The sequence below is a fragment of the Chitinophaga rhizophila genome, from assembly GCF_019492185.1.
Classification (GTDB): domain Bacteria; phylum Bacteroidota; class Bacteroidia; order Chitinophagales; family Chitinophagaceae; genus Chitinophaga; species Chitinophaga rhizophila.
This window is the reverse complement of the sequence record NZ_JAICCF010000005.1, coordinates 102,510-126,286: the sequence shown is the minus strand read 5'-3', so window position 1 is coordinate 126,286 and position 23,777 is coordinate 102,510. Positions and strand designations below refer to the sequence as shown.

Annotated in this window: 15 protein-coding genes; 9 read left to right on the top strand and 6 right to left on the bottom strand. The window is 46.3% G+C overall.

Going from position 1 to position 23,777, the window contains the following annotated elements:
- Nucleotides 1-37 precede the first annotated feature (37 nt).
- Nucleotides 38-1,255: a PAS domain-containing protein gene (locus K1Y79_RS24800; RefSeq protein ID WP_220252909.1), complete on the top strand. Its 1,218-nt coding sequence runs from the start codon at nt 38-40 to the stop codon at nt 1,253-1,255.
- A 65-nt stretch (nt 1,256-1,320) separates the two neighbouring features.
- Here K1Y79_RS24800 and K1Y79_RS24795 read toward each other — a convergent pair whose 3' ends face one another.
- Both K1Y79_RS24795 and K1Y79_RS24790 read right to left on the bottom strand, forming a co-directional pair.
- Complete coding sequence (locus K1Y79_RS24795) at nt 1,321-2,061, bottom strand: metallophosphoesterase family protein (RefSeq protein WP_220252908.1); 741 nt, start codon at nt 2,059-2,061, stop codon at nt 1,321-1,323.
- Between the two features lies 1 nt (nt 2,062).
- Nucleotides 2,063-2,806: a nucleotidyltransferase gene (locus K1Y79_RS24790; protein WP_220252907.1), complete on the bottom strand. Its 744-nt coding sequence runs from the start codon at nt 2,804-2,806 to the stop codon at nt 2,063-2,065.
- A gap of 178 nt (nt 2,807-2,984) precedes the next feature.
- On the opposite strand from K1Y79_RS24790, the gene K1Y79_RS24785 reads away from it, so the two are divergent.
- Nucleotides 2,985-3,458: a lipocalin family protein gene (locus K1Y79_RS24785; RefSeq protein ID WP_220252906.1), complete on the top strand. Its 474-nt coding sequence runs from the start codon at nt 2,985-2,987 to the stop codon at nt 3,456-3,458.
- A gap of 251 nt (nt 3,459-3,709) precedes the next feature.
- Here K1Y79_RS24785 and K1Y79_RS24780 read toward each other — a convergent pair whose 3' ends face one another.
- The 3 genes from K1Y79_RS24780 to K1Y79_RS24770 form a co-directional block, all read right to left on the bottom strand.
- The gene (locus tag K1Y79_RS24780) at nt 3,710-4,321 is read right to left on the bottom strand and encodes a DUF4269 domain-containing protein (protein ID WP_220252905.1); all 612 of its coding nucleotides are present in this window, start codon (nt 4,319-4,321) and stop codon (nt 3,710-3,712) included.
- 9 nt (nt 4,322-4,330) lie between these two features.
- Nucleotides 4,331-5,152: an ATP-grasp domain-containing protein gene (locus K1Y79_RS24775; protein ID WP_220252904.1), complete on the bottom strand. Its 822-nt coding sequence runs from the start codon at nt 5,150-5,152 to the stop codon at nt 4,331-4,333.
- 81 nt (nt 5,153-5,233) lie between these two features.
- Nucleotides 5,234-7,723, bottom strand: coding sequence for a glycoside hydrolase family 95 protein (locus tag K1Y79_RS24770; RefSeq protein ID WP_236059832.1), 2,490 nt, complete (start codon nt 7,721-7,723; stop codon nt 5,234-5,236).
- Between the two features lie 431 nt (nt 7,724-8,154).
- On the opposite strand from K1Y79_RS24770, the gene K1Y79_RS24765 reads away from it, so the two are divergent.
- Together K1Y79_RS24765 and K1Y79_RS24760 are read left to right on the top strand one after the other, a co-directional pair.
- On the top strand, nt 8,155-12,234 hold the full coding sequence (locus K1Y79_RS24765) for a hybrid sensor histidine kinase/response regulator transcription factor (protein ID WP_317197503.1): 4,080 nt from the start codon (nt 8,155-8,157) through the stop codon (nt 12,232-12,234).
- Nucleotides 12,235-12,244: 10 nt separating this feature from the next.
- A complete protein-coding gene (locus tag K1Y79_RS24760) occupies nt 12,245-12,814 on the top strand; it encodes an SMI1/KNR4 family protein (RefSeq protein ID WP_220252902.1) in 570 nt (189 codons plus the stop codon).
- On the opposite strand, the gene K1Y79_RS24755 is transcribed toward K1Y79_RS24760, so the two are convergent.
- On the bottom strand, nt 12,811-13,887 hold the full coding sequence (locus tag K1Y79_RS24755) for a WD40 repeat domain-containing protein (RefSeq protein ID WP_220252901.1): 1,077 nt from the start codon (nt 13,885-13,887) through the stop codon (nt 12,811-12,813). The two genes, K1Y79_RS24760 and K1Y79_RS24755, sit on opposite strands and share 4 nt — an antisense overlap.
- Nucleotides 13,888-14,042: 155 nt before the next feature.
- Here K1Y79_RS24755 and K1Y79_RS24750 point away from each other — a divergent pair, with 155 nt between their 5' ends.
- The 5 genes from K1Y79_RS24750 to K1Y79_RS24730 all read left to right on the top strand — a co-directional run bounded on the left by K1Y79_RS24750 (nt 14,043) and on the right by K1Y79_RS24730 (nt 23,690).
- Nucleotides 14,043-14,513 (top strand): VOC family protein, encoded by a 471-nt coding sequence (locus K1Y79_RS24750; RefSeq protein WP_220252900.1) that lies wholly within the window; start codon nt 14,043-14,045, stop codon nt 14,511-14,513.
- A gap of 727 nt (nt 14,514-15,240) precedes the next feature.
- The gene (locus K1Y79_RS24745) at nt 15,241-18,096 is read left to right on the top strand and encodes a TIM-barrel domain-containing protein (protein ID WP_220252899.1); all 2,856 of its coding nucleotides are present in this window, start codon (nt 15,241-15,243) and stop codon (nt 18,094-18,096) included.
- Between the two features lie 105 nt (nt 18,097-18,201).
- On the top strand, nt 18,202-21,315 hold the full coding sequence (locus K1Y79_RS24740) for a SusC/RagA family TonB-linked outer membrane protein (protein ID WP_220252898.1): 3,114 nt from the start codon (nt 18,202-18,204) through the stop codon (nt 21,313-21,315).
- An 18-nt stretch (nt 21,316-21,333) separates the two neighbouring features.
- A complete protein-coding gene (locus K1Y79_RS24735) occupies nt 21,334-22,896 on the top strand; it encodes a RagB/SusD family nutrient uptake outer membrane protein (protein ID WP_220252897.1) in 1,563 nt (520 codons plus the stop codon).
- A 29-nt stretch (nt 22,897-22,925) separates the two neighbouring features.
- Nucleotides 22,926-23,690 carry a hypothetical protein gene (locus K1Y79_RS24730; protein ID WP_220252896.1) on the top strand — a complete coding sequence of 255 codons (765 nt, stop codon included), beginning with the start codon at nt 22,926-22,928 and terminating at the stop codon, nt 23,688-23,690.
- Nucleotides 23,691-23,777 lie beyond the last annotated feature (87 nt).

The following is a 23,777-nucleotide window of genomic DNA, read 5'->3' as shown; positions in this document are numbered from 1 at the left end:
ATTAATTGATTATCTTTTCAGTTGAATTGTCCTCAATATGCCAACAAGGAAGAAGTCCTATAAAGAAAGCCATCACTCTTTACGTACCCGTTTATTGGGTTCGGGAGAGGTGTTTTCCTTTGGGCATAGGATGTTCAACCTGACGAGTATCATCACCCTGGCCATTCTCTCAGCGTTTATCGCAATCAATCTGATTATCAATGAAATGCAGGCAGCGTTGTTGGTATCGGTGTTATTTTGCGTACAGTTATTCTTCTATGTGCTGTCGCGGAAGTTCCGCCAGTATAAAAAGATCATAGTCTGGTATGTAGTGGCCGTATATAGTGGCCTGATATTCAACTATTACGTCAATGCCGGGATTAATGGTCCCAGCTTGTTGCTGTTTTACACCACGTTTCAGCTGGCGCTGAATGTATCGGCGAGGAAGAAATACATACTGTGGATGATATTGGGAATCGTGATTCCGGCAGGGCTTATCTTCACCGAGCTGTACTATCCACAGTCTATTATCAGCACTTACGACAACAAGACAGATAAAATGATAGATCTGTTCGGCTCTTATGTACTGGCGCTGGTATATATCGTGTTTGCGAGCAATAGCTTTAAGCGGGAACTGGAAGCACAACACGAACGGGAGAAGAAGGATGCAGCAGAACTGATGGAGTATGGTATAAGGCTGCAGGCGTTCTTTGAAAGCTTGTCCGATAACTTTATCCTGCTGGACAAGGAGATGAAGATACTCTACTTCAACAAGGCAGCGTATGACCTGTCTATAACTCATTATGATACAGAGATAACATTATATCAGCGGGTGGATGAGTTTATTCATGACTCGAATAAGAAAGGTTTTTTTCACGGGTTCAATACGGCGCTTAGCGGGCAGGCCATCACGATGGATTTCCGCAGAGTATATGCAATCCAGGATACCTGGTGGCAGATTACTTTTAATCCTGCCCGCAATGACAAGGGAGACATTATCGGTGTTACAACTGTGATGAAGGATATTACCGAAGCCTATCTGTACAGACTGCGTATTGAACGTAAAAATGAGTTGCTGGAGAAGATTGCGTTCATACAGGCGCATGAGTTAAGGGGACCGCTTACCTCCGTGCAAAGCCTTATCGGCCTCATTAAAGACGAATACTGCGACATGGACCTGGTATATACCCGAAAGCTGGAAGAAGGCCTGAACAGGCTTGATGACAAGATTAAAGAGATCGTGGCTTTGTCATCAGAGCACAAACGCGATATATAATAAAAAAAGGCCGATGATATACACCGGCGCAGGTAGAAAATATTTCCTGGAATAGACACAAGGCATTAGACTTCCAGCATATAGACCGGCAGTTCATAGCCAGCCTTCACTAATACCGGTTTAGCCACATTATACACTTTCACACCACCTGTCAGTGTACCTTCAAGCGTACCCATATGCGCGTGGCCATGAAATACGGCAGTCACCTGACGGCGTATCAGCGGTTCTGCCAAACGGGAGGAGCCAAGGAAAGGGAAGATAGCTTCTGGTTCACCGACAACAGTCTCCTGCATAGGCGCATAATGCAATACTGCTATTTTCTTGAGATGTTCGTGCTGCTGATCTATTCTTGCCAGTGCCCTGTCCAGATGAAGAGCTTCATCCACCGCTTCCTGTACGAAGGCTTTCATGGCGTTTTCACCAAACATAGAAAGCATATAGTTGTCAAATCCTCCGCCGAAACCTTTTACACCAGCAAAGCCAACATCATGTATCACAACTGCTTCCCCATCGAGGATATGTACGTTTTCATTCTGTAAGGTTTGTCTGATTAACTTCTGGCGGCCTTTTTCATAATCATGATTGCCCAGCACGGCCACAACAGGAATAGAGCAGGCTTTCAGCTCATCGCTGAGTATCTGCGCTTCGCTTTCATCACCGGTATTAGTGAGGTCTCCGCAGATCACCAGGATATCGGCCTGGCGGGATATCTCTTTAAAATAATCAACCCACTTGTTCTTATCTGTATCCGTTACATGTATGTCTGCCACAGCAGCGATCCTTACCTTCTTATTTTCAGCGTCCATATTAAACCGTTTTTATAGTCATTCCTTTATAATGCCAGTCTGTGATATCAATGGCATACTGTGTCTGATCTATTAATGGCCCTCTGCAGACCTTTTCCAGTGATGGCGGAATATCGTATTGTTCTGCTGCACGTCTTACCAGTTCATCAAAGAGCCAGCGGGGCACAATTTCGGCATAGTCTGATGGATACACGAACTGAAAGTTGATGATCTGTGAAAGCAGCAGGTGCCAGTACGGGTCGAGGCGGTGCAATAGCTTTTCCCAGTTGAGTTGTTTACCATAACGAAGTAGAACATGGTTAACATCTGCACCGTCAAAACGTTCCCTGTTTTGGATGAACACTTTACTCCAGATCAGTTCTTCAGCACCGATAAGTCTAACGGTATGGTCCATGACGACAGCCTCCGTTGAATTAGCGTACCAGGTTTCATCTACGACGCAGATGTTGTTGGTACTGCTAAAGATAAGATCAATATAGTATTCATCTTTGTACACTTTGGCCAGCCAACGTACGTCCGTCAGCTCTATCTGGTACCCATGTGATGAGAACAGCTTTAGTATATCCGTGTACTGAGTGGGTGTACAGAATATATCCAGGTCTTTGGTATCCCGGTAAAGTCCTGTATAGCTGAACAGGGCGAATCCGCCACCCAGCATAAAATCAAGCTTGCTTTCTACAAGCAACGCCAGCGCCTCACGGTAAAACGTCTGGGCGACCTGTTTTTGTTCCTCCGTCGTTATCATACTAACACACATCTAAAAACTATGCCGTGGCATAATAACAGCAGCCTTATCAGGCGAAACACCGGCATTTACTTATCATGTATAAAAACTAAGTACAGGAGAGCAGCAAATAATTTTCCTGTTATGTGAAGATTTTGCCCCATTCACTATATTTGAAGTAAACTCATAATATATCCATATGAAATGTATTCCACTGATAGCAATTGCCGTTACATTATTAATGTCCTGTGAAAACAAGCCGGCTGCACCTGCGGAGGCAGCGACGGATGGTTCCCGTATTACCGGTACCTGGAAACTGATCAGTGCAAAAAGCATTGAAAAAGGCGATACTACGGTGACCGCACCTGTATCCGGGCAGGAAACAATCAAGATATTCAATAACAGTCATTTTGCCTTCTTTACTCATGATCTGCAACATGGTACTGATTCTGCCACCGCCGTCTTCGGATCTGGCAGTGGTACCTATACCCTGGCCGGCGATACTTATAGTGAACACCTGATATATTGCAGCTACAGGGGCTGGGAGGACAAAGATTTTACATTTAAGATGAAAGTAAGCCAGGATACAATTGTGCAGAGTGGAGAAGAAAAGATTGACAGTCTGAACGTGGACCATCAGATTATCGAAACATATGTAAGAGTAAAGAGTTAGATGCCGGTTATTGTGCATCAGGCAACGCTAAGCCAGATAGCAGGAGCAGCGTAATTGATGACGTTTCCACGTGAAAGATACTATCTGAAGCAACTATAGCAACAGCAGTAAGATTTTGCAAAATCGTCTTCCCTACGATGCAGAAAATGACAGCTCATCTGAAAACGCGACACTTGTCACTTTATACTAGTCCCTTATAAACAAAGAGAGCGGCTTTCTACCAGGAGCAGCTCTCTTTGTTTTTTATGCAGTTACAACGAGGAGGTAGAATCTTCCAGTTTCAATAACTCGAGGTAGGCGTTACCGCGAATACCCAAAGCTTCGCAAAAAGCAGGTTCAGTTTTATAGCCTGCTAGTTTCAACCGGATGACCTGCTGTCGTAAACTTTCGCCATATTGTAACAATAAGCGGTGTTCAATCAGCATATGTCTGTAACCCATTTGTTCCTGTACTGGCAAGGCTTGTGCAAATATCTCAATCGGATAACCTTCTTTGTCAAAGTTAGCGACCACGCAGTCGTGGCCATAGAGGACCATTTCTGTGATGGTAAATGCAGCTTCTTCACCAAACAGATTGGTGATATCCTGCATGAACAGTTCCTTATCTGTAAAAGAACACAGGATGTCCAGATCACTACCAGGTATATTGACCCCGATAGGGATAGTGCCGGCAAGCACCGGTTGCCAGGTAGACAGCATGCCGAGAATGCCGGATGCTTTCAGCAATGAGAAGACCTCCTGTTGTACAGCAGAGCCGTATTGCAGATAGCTGATATCGAAAAAGTCTGTGTGGCTATTGAAATTACCCATTTGTGCAAAGTAAAAGGCAGGCCACGCGGTGTGGCCTGCCTCAAATATCAGCATTTTTCCTGTCTATTTACAAAGCCTATCCAAAGCAGCAATGTATCGGGGGATACTGTTTTCCTCGAACACGGTGTACAACAGTGGCTCTATCAGCTCCAGCTCCATCAACGCCAGTTTGCCGCCTGTCAATACACCATCTACCCTGGTATACAGTGCGCCCTCGGCAAAGCGGCGCACCAGCGCTGTTGCTTTCTCAACAACTCCCGGTGCAGGAGTGACTGCGTGTATGGTAGCGCCGTATTGCGGCTGTACACGGAAATCGCCTTGTTTAGGCTTTTTCACAATCGTATGACTGTACTCGCCTCCGAAGAAAAGCATTGACCACTCACCGTCATGAATCTCTTTCATAAACGGCTGCGCAATAAAAGCTGCTTGTGGTAGCAGTTCATTCAAGACATGGGTATGGAGATCTGTCTCTCCTTTTATGAGCGTGAATGTATTTTTTGACCCACCGCTTACACACGGTTTTACAATAATCTTGTCTGTACCTAATCTATCAAAGAGGCCAGGCAGATCTGCTGCCGTGTCCTTTTCCAGGAAAGTGGAAGGAATAATATCAAAGCCTGCATCAGCTATCTCTTGCAGGTAATGCTTGTCAGCGTTCCATAATACGGTGGACACCGGGTTCAGTAGTCGAACATTGGCAGCAGATAACTCCTGCAGCCAGTGAGTGAAGTCTGGCAGCCGGTTATGGTAATCAAAAGGCGACTTCAGGATTACCAGATCGAATGAGCGCCAGTCTGTTGAACTGTCTTTCCAGTCTTTGGCAATTGCTTCCCAGCCTGTATTGTTAAGAGCCTGCAGCAGGTTGCTGTCTTCATTTCTCGCCATATCAAACAGATTGGCGGGATCTTCACATATTAAAGCTAATCGCTTCTTGTCGGACATACTATATTAATTATCTCACTTAATCTATTCAGCTGCCAGTAAGGTATATACATTACCAGCGGTAGTTTTCAGCGCATAAGGAAATCCTGCTGACGCATCTTTCGGTTTCATAGGGGATAATTGCGCATTAGCACCCGCTTTCAGCCTGTTCTTACTCAGTAGGTAACAGGTACCGGTTTTATCCGCGTGAATCGTAACACGGGTGAGTTTACCCCCTTTCCAGCTCATATCAACTGTGTGTGCACCAAAGGCGCGAAGTCCCTTTACCTCACCGGTTGCCCATGCGTCAGGTAAGGCAGGCAGCAGGCGAATCATACCCGACTGGCCATTTAGCAGCATCTGGGAAATACCGGATGTGCCACCAAAGTTACCATCTATCTGAAAAGGCGGGTGCGCACAGAACAGGTTAGCATAAGTACCACCGGCATTGTGCATATCAACCGATCCTTTACCGGTTAATGTGAGTAGTTCACGCAACAGCTTATAAGCATGGTTGCCATCCTCCAGTCTTGCCCAGGTGTTGATCTTCCAGGCCTTACTCCAGCCGGTACCGCCATCACCTCTAATTTCAAGCGTACGTTTTGCTGCATTAGCCAGTTCAGGTGTGGCTGACGGAGAGATCTGATCACCGGGGAATAAGGCATATAAATGGGAAATATGGCGGTGTTCAGTTTCAGCAGCCGGCCAGTCATTTGACCATTCCTGCAGACTGCCGTCTTTACCAACTTTAAACGGATACAGACGATCAGCGGCTACCTGTAAGGAGTCCCGCAGTGCATTGTCTATCTGTAATACTTCACCGGCTTTAATAACATTGTTGAACAGTTCACGAATAATGGTCATATCCATAGTAGCACCTGCGGATACAGATTCCTGGGTACCGTTCGGTAGTAAGAATTTAGTCTCAGGAGATGTAGAAGGGGCAGTCACCAGGTAACCGGAAGCAGGGTCTTTCACCAGCCAGTCCAGGCTGAAAAGAGCTGCCGACTTCATAATCGGATAGGCAGTATCACGGAGGAACTTTGTATCACCGGTATAATTATAATGCTGCCACAGGTATTGGCATAACCAGTTGCCACCCATCATCCAGTTAGCCCACTGAGGATCTCCCTTGCCTTTGTCGCCTACGGGATTAGCAATAGCCCAGATATCTGTGTTATGGTGCGCTACCCATCCCCTTGTGTTGTAGAACTCTTTGGCTGTATTAGCGCCCGTTTTAGCAAGTGCTTTCAGCAAGTGATAGAGGGGCTGCTGCATTTCACTCAGATTTGCAACCTCCGCCGGCCAGTAGTTCATCTGCGTATTAATGTTGATAGTATAGTTGGAACTCCACGGCGCACGTAACTCCTTATTCCAGATACCCTGCAGGTTAGCCGGCGCTGCCAGTGTGCGGGAACAGGAGATTAGCAGATAACGGCCATACTGGAAGTACATACTTTCCAGAGAAAGGTCTTTTCCTCCCGCAGTATAACGGCGCAACCGCTCGTCGGTAGGCAGTGCAGCATGCTCCTCGCCAGAGAGGCTGAAAGCTACGCGATTGAAGTACTGCTGGTAGTCTTGCTTGTGACGTTTCAGCAAGGTAGCGTAAGGTACTGAGCTGGCTTTGTTCAGTTGCGTACCGGCAATCGCTTTTTCATCCAGTCCTTCACTATCCGGACATTTATCGTAACCATTGAAGCTAGTAGCAGCAGTGAGCAACAAAATCGCTTCTGTTGCGCCTTTTACAGCAATACCTGTAGTATCTGTAGTAACCTGGCCATCTGCACTGATTACCCGCATACGCAATTGGTACCGCATACCATTGCAACTTCCAGGCGCTTCATATTTAATTGGTTCCTTGTTATAGTTTACGTAGTTGGGGTCAGCATGTGAAGGCGCTTTACCGCTCATGGCAATTTCCTTCTTCCCGGCAACAGTCAGTTTATAGTGCAGCTGACTGGAAGGATCTGCGGTAAATTGCAATGCACCCTTCTTGCTGGCTTTCAGTCTGATCACAATGACCTGGTCTGGAGCAGAGATAAACATTTCACGTGTGTAAGTGACGCCACCGCTTATGAAACGCGTAGTAGCAGTTGCATCAGCAATGTTGAGATCACGATAGTATTGAGATACGAGCGTATCTGGTAGCTGCTGGCGGATGCGTACATCTCCTAAAGGCAGGAATGATTGTGAGTATGCGCCCTGCATTTTACGCAGAATGCTATCGGCAGCATGGTAGTTTTCTTTGAATAGTGCTTCTCTCACCGCAGGAAGATGCGTAGCGGCATCCGGATTAATACTTTTACTGACCGGACCGCCTGACCACAACGTGGCTTCATTCAGCTGGATCAGCTCTTCCCTGGTACCGCCAAATACCATAGCACCTACTCTTCCGTTGCCTAGTGGAAGCGCCTGCGACCATTCAACTGCCGGTTCATTATACCAGAGCGTTAATCTTTTATCTGTCTGTTGTGCATGTAACTGACCCGCCCCTAAGGCTAATATCAGTGATAAAGAGAGACCTGTTCTTTTCATATCCGTGACAAAATAAGCAAATACAATAATAGGCAAGTTTAGCCCTTTTAAGGGGGGAATGCAAACGATTGCGCAAAAAAAGAGAACAAAACCTTGGTAATCACTTAACGGGGCATTACATTTGCTCCGTAATCATATATTGCCGGGATCAGGTGATGTTGACCCAAAGAAGTGAGCAAATGGACGAAACCCGGACCGATAGCTGATCAGCCAAAGAATCAAAGAAGAACATCAACATAATTTCATCATATTCTGTTAAAATAATATTAAGCATAGATAGCTAAACTTTTTATGGACCTGAGTACCATAACGTGGAATTTTAGCACAAAGGTCGAATTCTTTCGACCTTTCTTTTTTTATTTAAACCAGAGGCTCTATATTGTAGGATCGACATTTATTTTGCAGAAACATATATCCGCGTTATTATACAAGTGAACATAAAACAACTCATTCTACTCCTGCTGGTGTGTTTGCCAATGTGGCTGAAGGGACAAAGCATATCTTCACAGTATCAATTGACCCGGATAGATATCACTCAGGGACTCTCAGGTAATCAGGTAAATTGCCTCCTTAAAGACAGCCAGGGCTTTATGTGGTTTGGCACCATGTCAGGACTTAATCGTTTTGATGGCTACAACTTTAAAGTGTTTCGTCAGGATATCAGCGACTCGGCCAGCCTCTCTGACAACTTCATTACACATCTGATGGAAGGTCCGGAAGGACTACTATGGATAACACACCGTAACGGGCAGAATATCTATCATCCTGAAAGTGGCAAGTTTGAACGTAATGTACGTCCTACGCTTCAGCGCTACGGTATACCCGGCGACTCTGTCAGTCAGATCATGCAGGATAATACTGGTACCTATTGGTTTGTGCTACCCAAAAATGGACTATTCACCTACAATCCTACTACTAACAAAGCCAGGAAGATCGCACTGCAGAACAGCGGACCTGTAGCCGCAGTGGCACAAGACCCATCCGGCCATATCTGGATACTGTTAGCAAACGGCTACCTCCAGGAATTGGATGCACGCACATACCTACCCATGTTCCATACTGCCCTGCCTTCCCAGAACGGACGCAGCAACCAGCAGGAATACCAGATGATGGCAGATAACGATGGCGATCTCTGGATCATCAATAACACGGATCTCCAGGGTATCTATTACTATCAACAACGTACCGCATCCTTTACTCACTATAACCAGAACACCGGTGCATTGCGCCTCAATAACAATATCGTACGTGGTGTAGTACAGGATAACAAAGGCCTGATATGGATCGGAACTGATCATGGCGGGATCAATATTATTGACAAAAACAGGCAGACAATTGAATACCTGACCAGCAATAGTGAAAACCCTAAAAGCCTGAGTCAGAACAGTATCAACGCCCTGTACAGGGACAATACCGGCATTATCTGGATCGGGACGTATAAAAAAGGTATCTGCTATTATCATGAGAATATCGTAAAGTTCCCGCTCTACCAGCATGAAACATTCACGACCAACACGCTGCCCTATAATGACGTGAACCGCTTCGTAGAAGATGCTGCCGGTAACCTATGGATCGGCACCAACGGCGGTGGACTGATCTATTACGACCGTACCCGTAATACCTACAGGCAATACCTTCACAATGCTGGCAATCCTAACTCGCCCAGCAGCAATGTTATCGTAAGCCTGTGGATAGACAAACAGGAAAAACTCTGGATCGGTTCTTATTTCGGCGGACTGGATTGTTTTGACGGTAACAAGTTTACACATTACAAGCATAACCCTGCCGATCCTGCCAGTCTGAGTGATAATAGCGTCTGGGAGATCTTTGAAGATAGTAAACAACGCCTGTGGGTAGGTACACTTAGCGGCGGACTAAACATCCTGGACAGGGCAACAGGCTCATTCCGGCATTTTGCCAACGGAGCCCCCAATTCTATCCGCTCTCCTTACGTATCTGCCCTGCTGGAAGATAAAGCCGGAAATATATGGATCGGTACTGCTGACGGGGTGGACGTCATGAGTAATGACGGCCGTTTCACGCATTACAGCAGCATTGATAAACAAGCCGGCGGACTGAGTAACCGGAATGTAATCTGCCTCTTTGAAGATAGTCGCGGACTGATCTGGATCGGCACACATGAGGGCCTGAATGTTTATGACCCTATTACCCGTAAGATTACCATCCTCCGGAAGGAACACGGTCTCCCCGACAATACCGTGCTGAATATCCTCGAAGACAGTGACAGCACTTTGTGGATGAGTACTACTAATGGTATTATTAACCTTGCACTACTACAACGCGGCCCGGTCTTCAAAATCAGCTGTAAACAATACGATGAATCAGATGGTTTGCAAGGCAGAGAGTTCAATGAGAATGCTGCACTTAAAACACGTAAAGGAGAGATTATATTCGGCGGCGGTAACGGTTTTAATATCTTCTATCCGCACCAGATCGCTGTGAATACAACCATTCCACCGGTCGTATTTACTGACTTCCAGATCTTCAACAAAAGCATATTACCTGGTGAAATGCTGAACGGCCATCAGTTGCTGGAACAGTCTATCACTCATACAAAACAGATTACCCTGAAGTATAGGGAGAACGTCTTCTCGATTTCCTTTGCTGCACTCAATTACTTCCATCCGGAGAAGAATCAGTATGCCTATCAGCTGGAGGGGTTCAACAGCGACTGGCTTACAACAGATGGTGCCGTGCGGAAGGCTACATACACCAATCTTGATCCCGGAGAATATATCTTCCGCGTCAAAGCCTCCAATAACGATGGTATCTGGACAACTACCCCGCTGGAGCTACATATTACTATTCTCCCTCCTTTCTGGAAAACGCCGCTGGCATTTATACTATATGCACTAATGATTATTGGTGCGCTGATACTGGCCCGCCGGGTGGTATTGGAACGGGAAAGACTGCGCTCACGTATTGAGCAGGAAAAGCAGGAGGCACAGCGTATTCACGAACTGGATGCATTGAAAATCCGCTTTTTCACCAATATCAGTCATGAGTTCAGAACGCCATTAAGCCTGATCATTACGCCATTGGAAAAGATGATCAGCAAGGGCGTAGAGTCCAACATCCAGCAGCAACTGGTACTGGTGCAGCGCAATGCCCGCCGCCTGCTGAATCTCGTTAACCAGCTCCTGGACTTCCGTAAGATGGAGGTGCAGGAAATTAAGCTACATACCACTGAAGGAGAAATAGTATCCTTTATCAGAGAACTGACCACTTCCTTCTCCGATCTGTCGGAAAAGAAGCAGATACACCTGGACTTTCATAGCAGTGTTAAAGAACTGCATATGCAATATGATCCTGACAAAATCGAAAAGATCATCTTCAACCTGCTGAGTAATGCATTCAAGTTTACACCGGAACATGGCAACATCTCCGTCGATGTACAGTTGCAGCATGGAGCTATGCTGGCTATTATGGTCAAAGATAACGGTATTGGCATACCTGGTGAACAACAGGAGCGTATCTTTGAAAGGTTCTTCCAACACGATATCCCTGGCTCATTGGTTAACCAGGGTAGCGGTATAGGTCTGAGCATCACCCGGGAATTTGTGAAGCTACATGGCGGGACTATTTCCGTAGATAGCGCCCCAGGTATGGGTAGTACTTTTATCATCCTGTTGCCTGTTCGTGGCCTCACACAAGAACCGGTAACTACGCCGACGGTCAGCACCAACATCCTGTCGGCAGCAGTACCGGCAGACAAGGCCCCAGCACCTTATGCAGGTAAGAAACCGGTATTGCTACTGGTAGAAGACAATGAAGATTTCCGCTTCTATCTGAAGGATAACCTTGGCATGCACTTCCATATAGTGGACGCCGCGAACGGCAAACAGGGCTGGGAACTATTGCAGGGAACCGTGCCTAACCTGGTAGTCAGCGACGTCAACATGCCTGAAATGGACGGACTGGAACTATGCCGGCGCATACGACAACAACAGAAACTGGCGCATTTGCCGGTAATATTGCTCACGGCACGTGCCTCAGAGGAAGATCAGCTGGAAGCGCTGGATAACGGAGCCACAGACTATATCACAAAGCCTTTTAACTACGAAGTACTGTTGTCGAGGCTTAGGAATATTACCTCACAGCAGGTATCGCTGAAGAAGACCTTCCAACAGCATATAGAGGCCCATCCTGAAGAGATAGCCATATCTTCCCAGGATGAGCTGTTCCTGCAACAGGCCCTGCAGATAGTAGAGAAAAACATCTCCAATCCAGACTTCTCTGTAGAAGAATTAAGCAGGGAACTGCACATGAGCCGGGTGTCAGCCTATAAAAAGTTATTATCCATCACAGGGAAAACACCACTGGAATTTATCCGTTCTATCCGCCTGAAAAGGGCGGCTCAGTTACTGGGTAAGAGTCAGCTAACGATAGCAGAAGTAGCTTATGAAGTAGGATTCAATAATCCTAAGTATTTTGCGAAGTATTTTAAACTGGAATATGGCGTATTGCCTTCAGCATATAAGAACACTTAAAACGGAATTTATGCAGGCGCTCCTCAATAAACTTGATCAGTACATTAGTTCCAAACGGGCAGACTACTACATCACTTTACAGCCAGGTTTATCAACCGATGCTATTACCGCACTGGAAAAAACATATGGTATTACTCTGCCTTCGGATCTCCGTGCCTTGTATCAATGGAAGAACGGACAGCAGGCAGATGCGTACGACGCCTTTGTGAATAACTCCATGTTCCTGCCCCTGGAACAGGCGTTAGATACCGCCAAAGAACTTACCGGTATGATAGGTACTGACTTTGAAATGGAAAACTGGTGGCATCCTGCCTGGATACCCTTGTTTGACAATGGCGGAGGCGACTACATCTGCTACGATACTACCGGGGTATTTACCGGCATCAAAGGACAGCTGATCGAATTTTGGCATGCGGATAATGACAGGGATACTATTGCCCCGGACCTGACCACATTCCTCAATACCATCAACCAACTATATGCAACCACAGATCCGGAAGACTTTGATGAATACTTTGAAGTAAAAACTCCGGACGGTTACCCTAAAGGGAACTTTGCCGGAGAGCCGGGCAAGCGCTAGAAAAGCTCTTCCGGCAGGTTATACAACCGTACTTCTCCAGCGTTATGCGTCATTACTAACTGTTGTTGCTTGTTTACACAAACGGTCACTACTTCTCCTGCATAATCAATCACTTTTGCGGGATCTGTAGTTGGACGTCCGGCCAGATCGTATGCCCTGATCTCACATTGTTCAGGTAGTAATTCTCCGATACATTGCATATGCTGCCTGTCTATCAGCAACAACCTGCCAAAACGGGAGAAGGCCAGCAAAGTTTTATTACTGATATACTCTACCACATAATCGAGGTTGTCACAGTCTTCTTCACAGGGATATTCATCTCTTCCGTTGAAGATCTCTGACTGCGTTACTGTGGCTACCGGCTGACAATCCGGGTAATTATATACAATAATGCCATCGTCATAATGCGGAGCCGTCACAAATTCACTACCATCAGGGGTAAATGAACCCATGATCCTGTCAGTAGCCTGATTGAGCAGTATGCATTCTATTTTACTATCGTTCAGAGAGGCTTTAAAGAGCAGGCAGCTGTCTTGTCCGGCGGCAGCTGAAATAAGTACTGACTCCTGATCCGGAGCAGGGTGAATCGTGTAATTAAACTCCTGGTTACCATCCATCATCCAGGTATCCTGCACTTTGTAATCCTTCCGGCGCACCGCATACAATATATCATTTTCCATCGCAGAGCTGGCAGGTACAATAAACCAGATGAGCTGTCCGTCGGCAGAAAAAGTACATGACGAACCTAGAAAGCTGTTCCATGCTTCGTGTGGAAACACCCATTCCAGCTGGCCATCCATATCGAATAAACGAATATTGTCTTTACCGGCAATAGCCATTTGCTGACCGTCAGGACTTGCAGTAACAATACAATTCACGTAATCTGCCGTCTGAGCCTGCAGATCTTTCTTCCAGATCTGGCGAAGGTGTTTATCCAGTCTGATAACGTGAGGGTCTTTATTAAAGTTGAGGAGGTATCCACCATCAGCCAGTTCTGTAATACTGATCGGGTTAGCTTCGAGTGCCAGACGCTGGTGTATGTCAAGCGGTATTTGTGTGAATGTAGTTTCCATAGTTAACGCTTCATGCAAAGTACCGGTAAATTACCCGTAATACAAACTTAAAGATACCTGGCAGAATCCCCCCTTCAGGAAGTCCTTTTTACCCCGCACCTGAGTTCCGTATCAGCAGTAAGTTTGCTGTATCAAAACACCTAAAATCATCAGTTATGCAAAAGATTACGCCATTCCTCTGGTACGACGGACAAGCCGAAGAGGCAGCTCAGCTCTACACCTCGCTTTTTAAAAACTCAACCATTGGTAAGATCAGCCGTTATCCTCCAGGCGTACCGGGTCAGGAGGGAAAAGTAATGTCGGTAGAGTTTACGCTGGATGGGCAGGAGTTCATTGCATTGAATGGCGGACCGCACTATTCATTTACGCCGGCAGTGTCCATGTTTATCAGATGTGAGACACAGGAAGAAGTAGATAAATTGTGGGATGCGCTATCTGCAGGCGGACAGCAGGACAGATGCGGCTGGCTAAAGGATAAATTCGGGCTTTCCTGGCAAGTGGTGCCAAATGGTCTGCAGGAGTTATTACAGGATCAGGATCGTGAGAAAGCGCAACGGGCAGCTGCTGCAATGATGAAGATGGATAAGCTGGATATAAGGGTATTAGAGGAAGCGGCCAAGGGATGATAGAAGATATGATAGGTAAAGAAGCCTGGCGGAAGATACCGGCGGGCTTTTTACGATCATTCTCTGACCGATTCAGACATTTTGTCAGTATTTGAATAGATGGTTGTGTACCGGTAACAGGAGTATCCTTTCCCCAACATATAGTCACAGTTGTTATCACATCTATTAGCTTGCCACGTAAGAGCTTTATAGTGTCCCGGATTACCGAATCTGACTGCATTTTAAGTTATCTGATCCAAACGTCTTCACACTTGGACCAAATAGCTAAAATAGTATCGCTATTACACTCTCCCGGTGATATTGCTTGTTCGTCGCTTGTTCGTCGCTTCTTCGCCGCTTGTTCGTCCCTTGTTCGTCCTTACAGTATCCAGTATACCAAAACAGGCTATATCTCTCAATGTTAACCAGTTACATTTTCCTATCCTTTTTACCACTGATACTATATTACCAGATTCTACTTCTACAGCATTTACCCCTCCCGATCATCTTCCATGACCCCGTCAACCATTCTCTTAAAACTACCCTTTAACAAATTGCACCCGCTGAAATCCGCAGTTTTACTGGTAAAAACACCCGCCAGTTAACATTTGCTACCCTAATCTAAAACATTCCCATCCCCTCCATCTTATACCGGACTGTTAAATTTGTCCACACACGTTAGCGAAAGAAACATTTAATAATATACCATTTATAGCCAACAAACAGCCATCAGATCAATTCCATCGATATGAAGAAAAAGAGACTTTTTTCGGTCGTAGCATTTACATTCTGCATGCAATTCGCCTATGCAGGAAAAATCGAAAGACTTAAAGACGGAGTACTGGTAAAGTTAGAAAAGACTACTGCCGGAGGAGTTAAACAGGTAAAACTGCAGGTTATTACTGATAATATTATCAGAGTAACTGCCAGTCCGGCAGACTCCATATCTACAACTCCCAGCCTTATGGCCGTCGTATCCGGGACCCGGGAGGTGAAATGGACCAGTGAAGAGAAAAACAATCAGGTCACCCTGAAAACCAGCAAGTTAGTAGCGAGCATTGACCTAACCACCGGCGAGGTAGTATTTAAAGACCTGAACGGTCGCGTAATACTCCAGGAAAAGAAAGGTGGTGGGAAGACATTCAGCCCCATTGTCGTAGATGGTAAACCCCTCTACAAGTTGCAACAGGTATTTGAGTCGCCGGCAGATGAAGCTTTCTACGGTTTAGGACAACACCAGACAGGCCTGATGAACTACAAAGACCAGGATGTTAACCTTACGCAGTATAACTCTGTAGCGGTCATTCCTTTCCTGGTATCCAGCAAAAACTATGGCATCCTTTGGGATAACTACGCTATCACCCGTTTCGGTGATGACAGAGCCTATGAGCAGTTAGGTAGTCTGCAGTTGACAGATAAAACCGGCAAAACCGGTGGTCTGACTGCTACTTACGCCCTACAGCAAAAACCAGATAGCATCTTCCTGCAACGTCAGGAATCAGCGGTGGACTTTACCTTCCTCCCTGACCTTAAGAGAATGCCGGCTGGCTTCCCGATGGGTAAAGGTGTAATTACCTGGGAAGGAAATATAGCTTCCCAGACAGGTGGCATGGAGAAATTCTACATGATGACCTCCGGTTATGTGAAGGTATGGATTGACGGCCAGGTAAAACTGGACAAATGGAGAGAAGGCTGGAACCCTGGTCCTTCCGTTTTCAATCACTTGCTGCCCCCGGGTAAACAACATCAGATAAAGGTAGAGTGGATACCGGAGTCTGACCAGGCGTTTGTATCGCTCAAACACCTCTCTCCTACCCCGGCTATATTAAAAGATAAAGCGGCCCTGACTTCAGAGGCAGGCGAAAAAATTGACTACTATTTCGTGTACGGTCAACAGATGGATGACGTTATCAATGGCTACCGTACTGTGACCGGTAAGGCGAGCATCGTACCTAAATGGGCGTTGGGCTACTGGCAGAGCCGCGAGCGTTATAAAACACAACGCGACGTGATCAGTACTGTACAGGAGTTCCGTAAAAGGCAGATCCCACTGGACAATATCGTGATGGACTGGTCATACTGGGAAGAAGATGCGTGGGGCAGTCAGGATTTCGATCCGGCACGTTTCCCGGATGCGAAAGGTATGATCGATTCCCTGCACAATATTTACAATACCCATTTCATGATCTCTGCATGGCCGAAGTTCTACAAGGACATCCCGAACTACAAACTCTTTAATGACAAAGGGTGGTTGTACAAACAGAGTATCAATGACGGCGTGAAGGACTGGATTGGAAAGGGTTATGTTTCTACATTCTATGATGCGTTCAACCCGGGCGCACGCGAACTGTTCTGGGAACTGCTCAGCAAACACCTGTTCAGCAAAGGTGTAGATGCATGGTGGCTGGATGCAACAGAACCGGACGTATTATCTAATGCATCCATCGACTACCGTAAACAACTGATGAATCCTACTGCGATAGGACCATCTACCCAATATTTTAACGGTTATGCATTGATGAACGCGAAAGGCATTTATGAAGGACAGCGCCAGGAGAAACCTGATCAGCGCGTCTTCATCCTGACCCGTTCCGCTTACGCCGGTATGCAGCGTTATGGTGCAGCTACCTGGAGCGGCGATATCGCTTCCCGTTTTGATGAACTGGCAAGACAAATACCTGCAGGTCTCAATTTTGGTATGTCTGGCATGCCTTACTGGACAACAGACATAGGCGGCTTCTTTGTAGAAAATAAATATGATCAGCCGGATCCAAAGGGTGAAGATCTGACAGAATGGAGAGAGCTGAATGCGAGATGGTTCCAGTACGGGGCTTTCTGTCCGCTGTTCCGCGCTCATGGCCAGTATCCTTACCGCGAACCATTCAATATTGCACCAGAGAACAGCATCGAATATAATTCAATGGTGTATTACAATAAGCTGCGTTACCGTTTAATGCCATATATTTACTCCCTGGCCGGACAGACTCACCATAAAGGTTACACGATGATGCGTGGTCTGATGATGGATTTCGGTAGCGACACTGCCGTACGCCAGATCGGGGATCAGTTTATGTTTGGTCCTGCGCTGCTGGTTAATCCGGTATATGCTTACAAAGCGCGTAGCCGTAAGTTATACCTCCCTGCCAACACCGGCTGGTACAATCTGTATGATGGAACTTATACGGAAGGTGGACAATATGTTACCGCGGATGCGCCGCTGGACAGGATTCCGCTGTACGCTAAAGCCGGCAGCATTATTCCGTTCGGTCCTGCATTACAGTACACAGCGCAACGCCCGGCAGATACAATCACATTGTATGTATATGCAGGCAATAACGGGAAGTTTACTCTCTACGAAGATGAAGGCGTGAACTACAATTATGAAAAAGGACAATACAGTAATATTCCTTTCACATATGATGACGTGAACAAGACGCTGACTATTGGCAAACGGGAAGGTAAATTCCCTGGTATGCTGCAACAGCGCACATTCCGCATCGTGAAGGCAGGAAAAGAAAAACCAGTACGTATGGACTTTGATAACGCACAGGCGGTTGTCATCAGATATGACGGTACTGAAAAGAAAGTTTCACTAAAAAACTAACCAGAGTAAATGAGATAAAAGAACAAGTGCATTTAACACGTTGTGAATACCAATTCACGTATGACCATCAGTAAAAAAAAATCCCGTAACTAATATTCTAACATTATGAAAACTGCTTACAAAATCAGAGATTTTGTGACTGCCTGCATGATCCCGGTATCATGCGGATTGAGCAGCGCGCTAATACTAACCATGTTATCCGGTAATGTGGCAATGGCGCAGACACCCAAACGGGCGCTTTCAGGTAAAGTGACCACAGGCAAGGATAATAGTCCGCTACCAGGAGCCAGCGTACGTATCAAAGGTACCAACAACGGTGCCATCACCGATGGTACTGGCGGCTTTAGCTTGCAGGTAAGTGACAGCGATTCGCTTGAGGTAACACTTGTAGGCTTTACAAAACAGGTACTGTCAGCCAGAGGAAGAACCTCTCTTACCGTTAATCTGAGTGAAGGATCCACTGGTCTGGACGAGATTGTGGTAGTAGGTTATGGTACCGAAAAGAAAAAGCTGGTAACCGGTGCGATTGACCATGTGAACACACAGCAACTGGAGCAGAACCACTCCCTCCGTGTTGACCAGGCATTGCAGGGTCAGACGCCGGGTGTACAGATCACTGCCACCTCAGCACAACCAGGCGAGAGCATGAAAGTGCGTATCCGTGGTACAAGTACTGTAGGGAATGCCGATCCGCTGTACATCGTGGATGGGGTACCTACTTACGACATCACTTACCTGAATGCTTCTGATATCGCTTCTATGGATGTACTGAAAGATGCGGCATCCTCTGCGATCTATGGTGCCAGAGCGGCCAATGGTGTGGTACTGGTAACAACCCGTAAAGGCCGTGCAGGAAGCATGAAGATCACTTATGATGCCTATTATGGTACACAAAACCCTTCGCATAAAGTCGCATTACTGAACGCACATGACTATGGTGTGATCATGAATGAAATGGCTATCAACTCAGGCAGCCAGCCATACTTCACCATGGAAGAACTGGGCCGACTGGGTAAAGGCACTGACTGGCAGGAAGCTATCTACAATAAGAACGCGCCAATGCAGAACCATTCCCTGAGCTTTGCCGGTGGTAATGATGTATCTGTATTCTCTTCTTCAGTAGCATATACAGAACAGGAAGGTATCATCGGTGTGGGCGGCCAGTCTAAATTTGACAGGGTGTCCTTCCGCATGAACAGCGAACATAAGATGTATAAGGACATCATCATCTTTGGTGAGAACCTGACCTACACACAGTCCCGTAAAAGAGGTATCGGTGTAGGTAATATCTACAGCAATGGTATCCGTGCAGTATTTAATACCAGTCCGCTGTTCCCTGTATATGACGAAAATGGTAACTACGGTAAGCCTACTCCTATCAATCCGGAAGAAGCTAATCCGGTGGCTATGATGGACTATCAGAACCAGAATAGAGACAGGACCAATCGTCTGATAGGTAATACCTATTTGCAGATATCTCCTATCAAAGGACTGACTATCCGTACCGACTTTGGTATCAGCACCAGCAATACAGATTCCAGAAGCTACTTACCGATCTACGCACTCTCTACCAACGTGATCAACTTACGTTCCCGTGCTACACAAGGTATCTACCGTGCAAACGAATGGAACTGGGATAACACCATCAATTACCAGAAAGAAATAGGCAAACATAACTTTGGCGTACTGGTAGGTACAAATGCCAACAAACGTGTTGAAAGCTTCCTGAACGGATACAAGCAGGACCTGACGAAAGCAGGCCTCGACAATGCTGTCATCAACAATGGTACTACAGATAGTACACAACGTATCTTTGGCGCTGATAGTACAGCAACTATTTACTCTTACTTCGGACGTCTGAGCTACTCTTATGCGGACAAATACATGTTCACAGCCGTACTCAGATCAGATGCGTCTTCCCGCTTCGGACCTAATAACCGCAGAGCTACATTCCCTTCAGTATCCGTTGGATGGGTACCTACCAATGAGGATTTCTTCAAACCTACCTGGCTGGACTTCCTGAAGATCCGTGCAGGCTGGGGACAGAACGGTAACCTGCCACAGGGCTACTTCGGATACCTGTCTACCATCTCCACCCAATACCTGGGTTACTTCTTCGGTAGCGGAGATAATCCTTTCGTAGGTGCAGCGCCAATCAGAATATCCAACCCGGATCTGAAATGGGAAACATCTGAGCAGGCAAACATTGGTTTTGATGCGAATTTCCTGAAAGACTTCACCCTCACCGTTGACGTATACCGCAAGACTACTAAAGACTGGCTGGTACCAGTGAACGTACCTGCAGTATCAGGCGCTGCCAATGTACTGCTGAATGGTGGTAACGTACGCAACCAGGGTGTAGAGATCTCCCTCGGTTACAACCACACATTCAAAGATCTGAGCGTAGGCGTTAATGGTAACATCGGCATCAACCGTAATGAGATCACTGATATTCCAAACATGGAAAAGATCATCAACGGTTCTACTGCTATCACCTTTGCCAGCATGCCTGAGTTCTATCGTGCACAAGTAGGCTTCCCTATGGGTTACTTCTACGGTTTCAAAACCGCAGGAATCTTCCAGAATGAGCAGGAAGTATCCAACTACGTATCGAAAGAAGGTAAGATCATCCAGCCTAACGCACAACCCGGAGATGTTCGCTTCCAGGATCTGAATGGCGATGGTGTAATTGACAGTAAAGATCAGACACAGATCGGTAATCCATTCCCTAAGTTTACATATGGTTTTAATATTAACCTGGGTTATAAAGGCTTTGATTTCTCTGCAGCCCTCTATGGTACACACGGTAATCAGATCTGGGATGGTACGCATGACTACTCACGTCCGCTGAGCAACTACACAACAGAAATCCTAGGTCGCTGGACAGGCGAAGGCAGCTCTAACCGTTTACCACGTGTAACAGACGGTTCTGAACTGAACCAAAACTGGATCCGCTCTTCCGACCTGTATATTCACAATGCTTCCTTCCTGCGTGTAAAGAGTCTGAACCTCGGATATGATTTCAAACAGGTGCTGAAAAACATTCCGCTGGGTCAGCTGAGATTGTATGTAGCAGCCACCAACCTGTTCACCTTCACTTCGTATAGAGGCGTAGATCCTGAAGTAGGCTATGGTCCAACCGGATGGGCATCTGGTATTGACCTGGGTACTTATCCGCAGCCTAAGACCGTACTGGTAGGTTTGAACGTTAAATTCTAATCAGGTAAATCATTCCACATGAAAAAGATATTTGCTTCCATTATAGCTATCTCGGTCTTTGCTGCCTGCAGCAAAGACTTCCTGGAGCACTCCCCTGTTGATCAGCAGACGGAAACCTCCTTCTATCAAAATCCAGATCAGGCGTTACAGGCACTGGTAGCAGTGTACAATCAGCTGAACATCGGCGATTTCGACAATATTCACCTGGTATCTGAACTGGCCAGTGACAACTGTTTCGGTGGCGGCGGCACATCAGATCTGACCTGGAAACAATGGGATCGTGGTCAGGAGTCATCTAACATGAACCTGGGTGTATGGCAGAAGTACTACACCGGTATCTACAGAGCCAATGTATTACTGTCTAAGCTGGAAGGTGTAAACTGGGGTGCTGACAGCACACTCAAAAACACATATGCAGCAGAAGCCCGTTTCCTGAGAGCGTACTTCTATTTTGACCTGGTTCGTTTCTTTGGCAATGTACCGCTGGTAACTAAACAACTGACGGTATCAGAATATAACACGCCTCAGGCTACACCTGCAGATGTATATAAACTGATTGCAGAAGATCTGAAGTTTGCAGCAGAAAGATTACCGGCTATCGCTTATGCAGGTATTCCAGGCTCCAACTATGGCCGTGTAACCAAATGGGCAGCTGAGTCACTGATAGGACGCGTATTCCTGTATTACACAGGTTACTACAATCAGAATGACCTGGCAGGTGTAGTGACCAAAGCACAGGCTATTAACTACCTGGAAGATGTCATCACCACAGGCGGTTATGATCTGGTAGACAGCTTCCCGCGCTTGTGGCAAGCTGCAGGCAGATCCTTCGTTGGCGAGGACAATAAAGAAACTATCTGGTCTATCAAATTTACACACAAAGGACTGGGTAACTGGGATCAGAAAAACGGTAACCGTATGCAGGTACACATCGGCATCCGTAACCAGGTACTGAACCCTTATTATAAAGGCTGGGGTGCAGGTACTGTGAACCCTAGACTGTGGAATGCATATGATGGCAACGACACCAGAAGGAATGCATCCATCATCTCTATTGAAGATGAAAACCTGACAGGTTATGCTGTAGGAGATCAGTCTCAGTATACCGGCTATTTCTGGAAGAAATACCAGCCGTTAAATGAAGGCAATGCAGACAGCAAAGGCGGTAACTTCCAGATCGATAATTACTTTGACAACATCGTTATCCGTTATGCAGATGTGTTACTGATGGCGGCAGAACTGAACCTGGAAGGTAACCTTAGCAAAGCGCAAACCTACTACAACCAGGTACGCGACAGAGCTTTCCTGGGTACCTCCGGCAGAAAAACGCTGACCACTGCTGATGGTAAAAGGCTGATAATGGAAGAGAGAAGACTGGAACTGGCACTGGAAGGAGTAAGATACTGGGACCTGCTGCGCCAGGGTATGAACGTAGCGAAAGCAGCTATTGACAATAACAGCAGCGATCCGCAGTTCGTAGTAAACTTCCGTACAGAAACACAGGGACTGTTTAAAATACCTGAGCAGGAAATTAACCTTTCCAGCGGTGTGTATAAACAAAACCCAGGATGGGCGAATTAATGTTGAATCATTCCACAAAAAACTGCATCATGAAAAAGTATATCACCTTATGCCTGCTGGCGTTATCTACCGTGCTGGTATCCTGCACGAAGGAAGACGAAGAGAGCATGGCAGGACCTAGTATATCACCGAGCAACCTGAAATTCACCGTAACACAGCAGCCAGGACATGACAACGTGGTTATGCTGAACAGCCAGACAGAGGGTAGCTATATCCCATTCTGGGAATTTACCGGCGGCTTCTCTAAGAGAAAAATGGATACCATCAACCTGCCTTTCGCAGGTGACTACACCATCCGTTATACACTGTATACGCAAGGAGGGCCTGTTGCTGACTCTACCAATATCACTGTATCAGAAAATGACCGTGAGTACTTTGCAAGCCCCTTATGGAGCCTGCTGACAAACGAACAGGAAGGTAAAACCTGGGTGTGGGCATCAGATATTCCGGGAGGCATCTGTCATGGTAATGGTTCAGGAGAAGCTACTGCTCCTGAGTGGTGGCAGAATGGCATTGGCTATCTGACCGAACAGGGCGTACAGGCCGATGAAATGACATTTGATCTGAATGGTGCAAAGAACTATACCCTAAGCCATGGCGGCAATGCCAGGAAAGCACTGTTTGAACTGGATACAGCCAACAGGACACTGAAGATCATCGGTAGTGATATCAGCCTTGGCAATAAAGTGACTTACGTGATAGTAAAACTGACTGCCAATGAACTCACCCTTGCACAGCAGGGTGATGGCTGGAGAAACATCTGGATGTATAAGCGCAAAGGATTCAACTACTAGTTTTCGGGATTTAAGATGGAAATAAAAAAGGGATGAGGTTTCGTACTTCATCCCTTCTTTTTTAACCCGAAACAAAGCACCCGCTTA

Bases quoted from the DNA above. Each gene is read 5' to 3' on its own strand.
- K1Y79_RS24800 (WP_220252909.1), top strand. From the start codon at position 38: ATGCCAACAAGGAAGAAGTCCTATAAAGAAAGCCATCACTCTTTACGT.
- K1Y79_RS24795 (WP_220252908.1), bottom strand. From the start codon at position 2,061: ATGGACGCTGAAAATAAGAAGGTAAGGATCGCTGCTGTGGCAGACATA.
- K1Y79_RS24790 (WP_220252907.1), bottom strand. From the start codon at position 2,806: ATGATAACGACGGAGGAACAAAAACAGGTCGCCCAGACGTTTTACCGT.
- K1Y79_RS24785 (WP_220252906.1), top strand. From the start codon at position 2,985: ATGAAATGTATTCCACTGATAGCAATTGCCGTTACATTATTAATGTCC.
- K1Y79_RS24780 (WP_220252905.1), bottom strand. From the start codon at position 4,321: ATGCTGATATTTGAGGCAGGCCACACCGCGTGGCCTGCCTTTTACTTT.
- K1Y79_RS24775 (WP_220252904.1), bottom strand. From the start codon at position 5,152: ATGGCGAGAAATGAAGACAGCAACCTGCTGCAGGCTCTTAACAATACA.
- K1Y79_RS24770 (WP_236059832.1), bottom strand. From the start codon at position 7,723: ATGAAAAGAACAGGTCTCTCTTTATCACTGATATTAGCCTTAGGGGCG.
- K1Y79_RS24760 (WP_220252902.1), top strand. From the start codon at position 12,245: ATGCAGGCGCTCCTCAATAAACTTGATCAGTACATTAGTTCCAAACGG.
- K1Y79_RS24755 (WP_220252901.1), bottom strand. From the start codon at position 13,887: ATGGAAACTACATTCACACAAATACCGCTTGACATACACCAGCGTCTG.
- K1Y79_RS24750 (WP_220252900.1), top strand. From the start codon at position 14,043: ATGCAAAAGATTACGCCATTCCTCTGGTACGACGGACAAGCCGAAGAG.
- K1Y79_RS24745 (WP_220252899.1), top strand. From the start codon at position 15,241: ATGAAGAAAAAGAGACTTTTTTCGGTCGTAGCATTTACATTCTGCATG.
- K1Y79_RS24740 (WP_220252898.1), top strand. From the start codon at position 18,202: ATGAAAACTGCTTACAAAATCAGAGATTTTGTGACTGCCTGCATGATC.
- K1Y79_RS24735 (WP_220252897.1), top strand. From the start codon at position 21,334: ATGAAAAAGATATTTGCTTCCATTATAGCTATCTCGGTCTTTGCTGCC.
- K1Y79_RS24730 (WP_220252896.1), top strand. From the start codon at position 22,926: ATGAAAAAGTATATCACCTTATGCCTGCTGGCGTTATCTACCGTGCTG.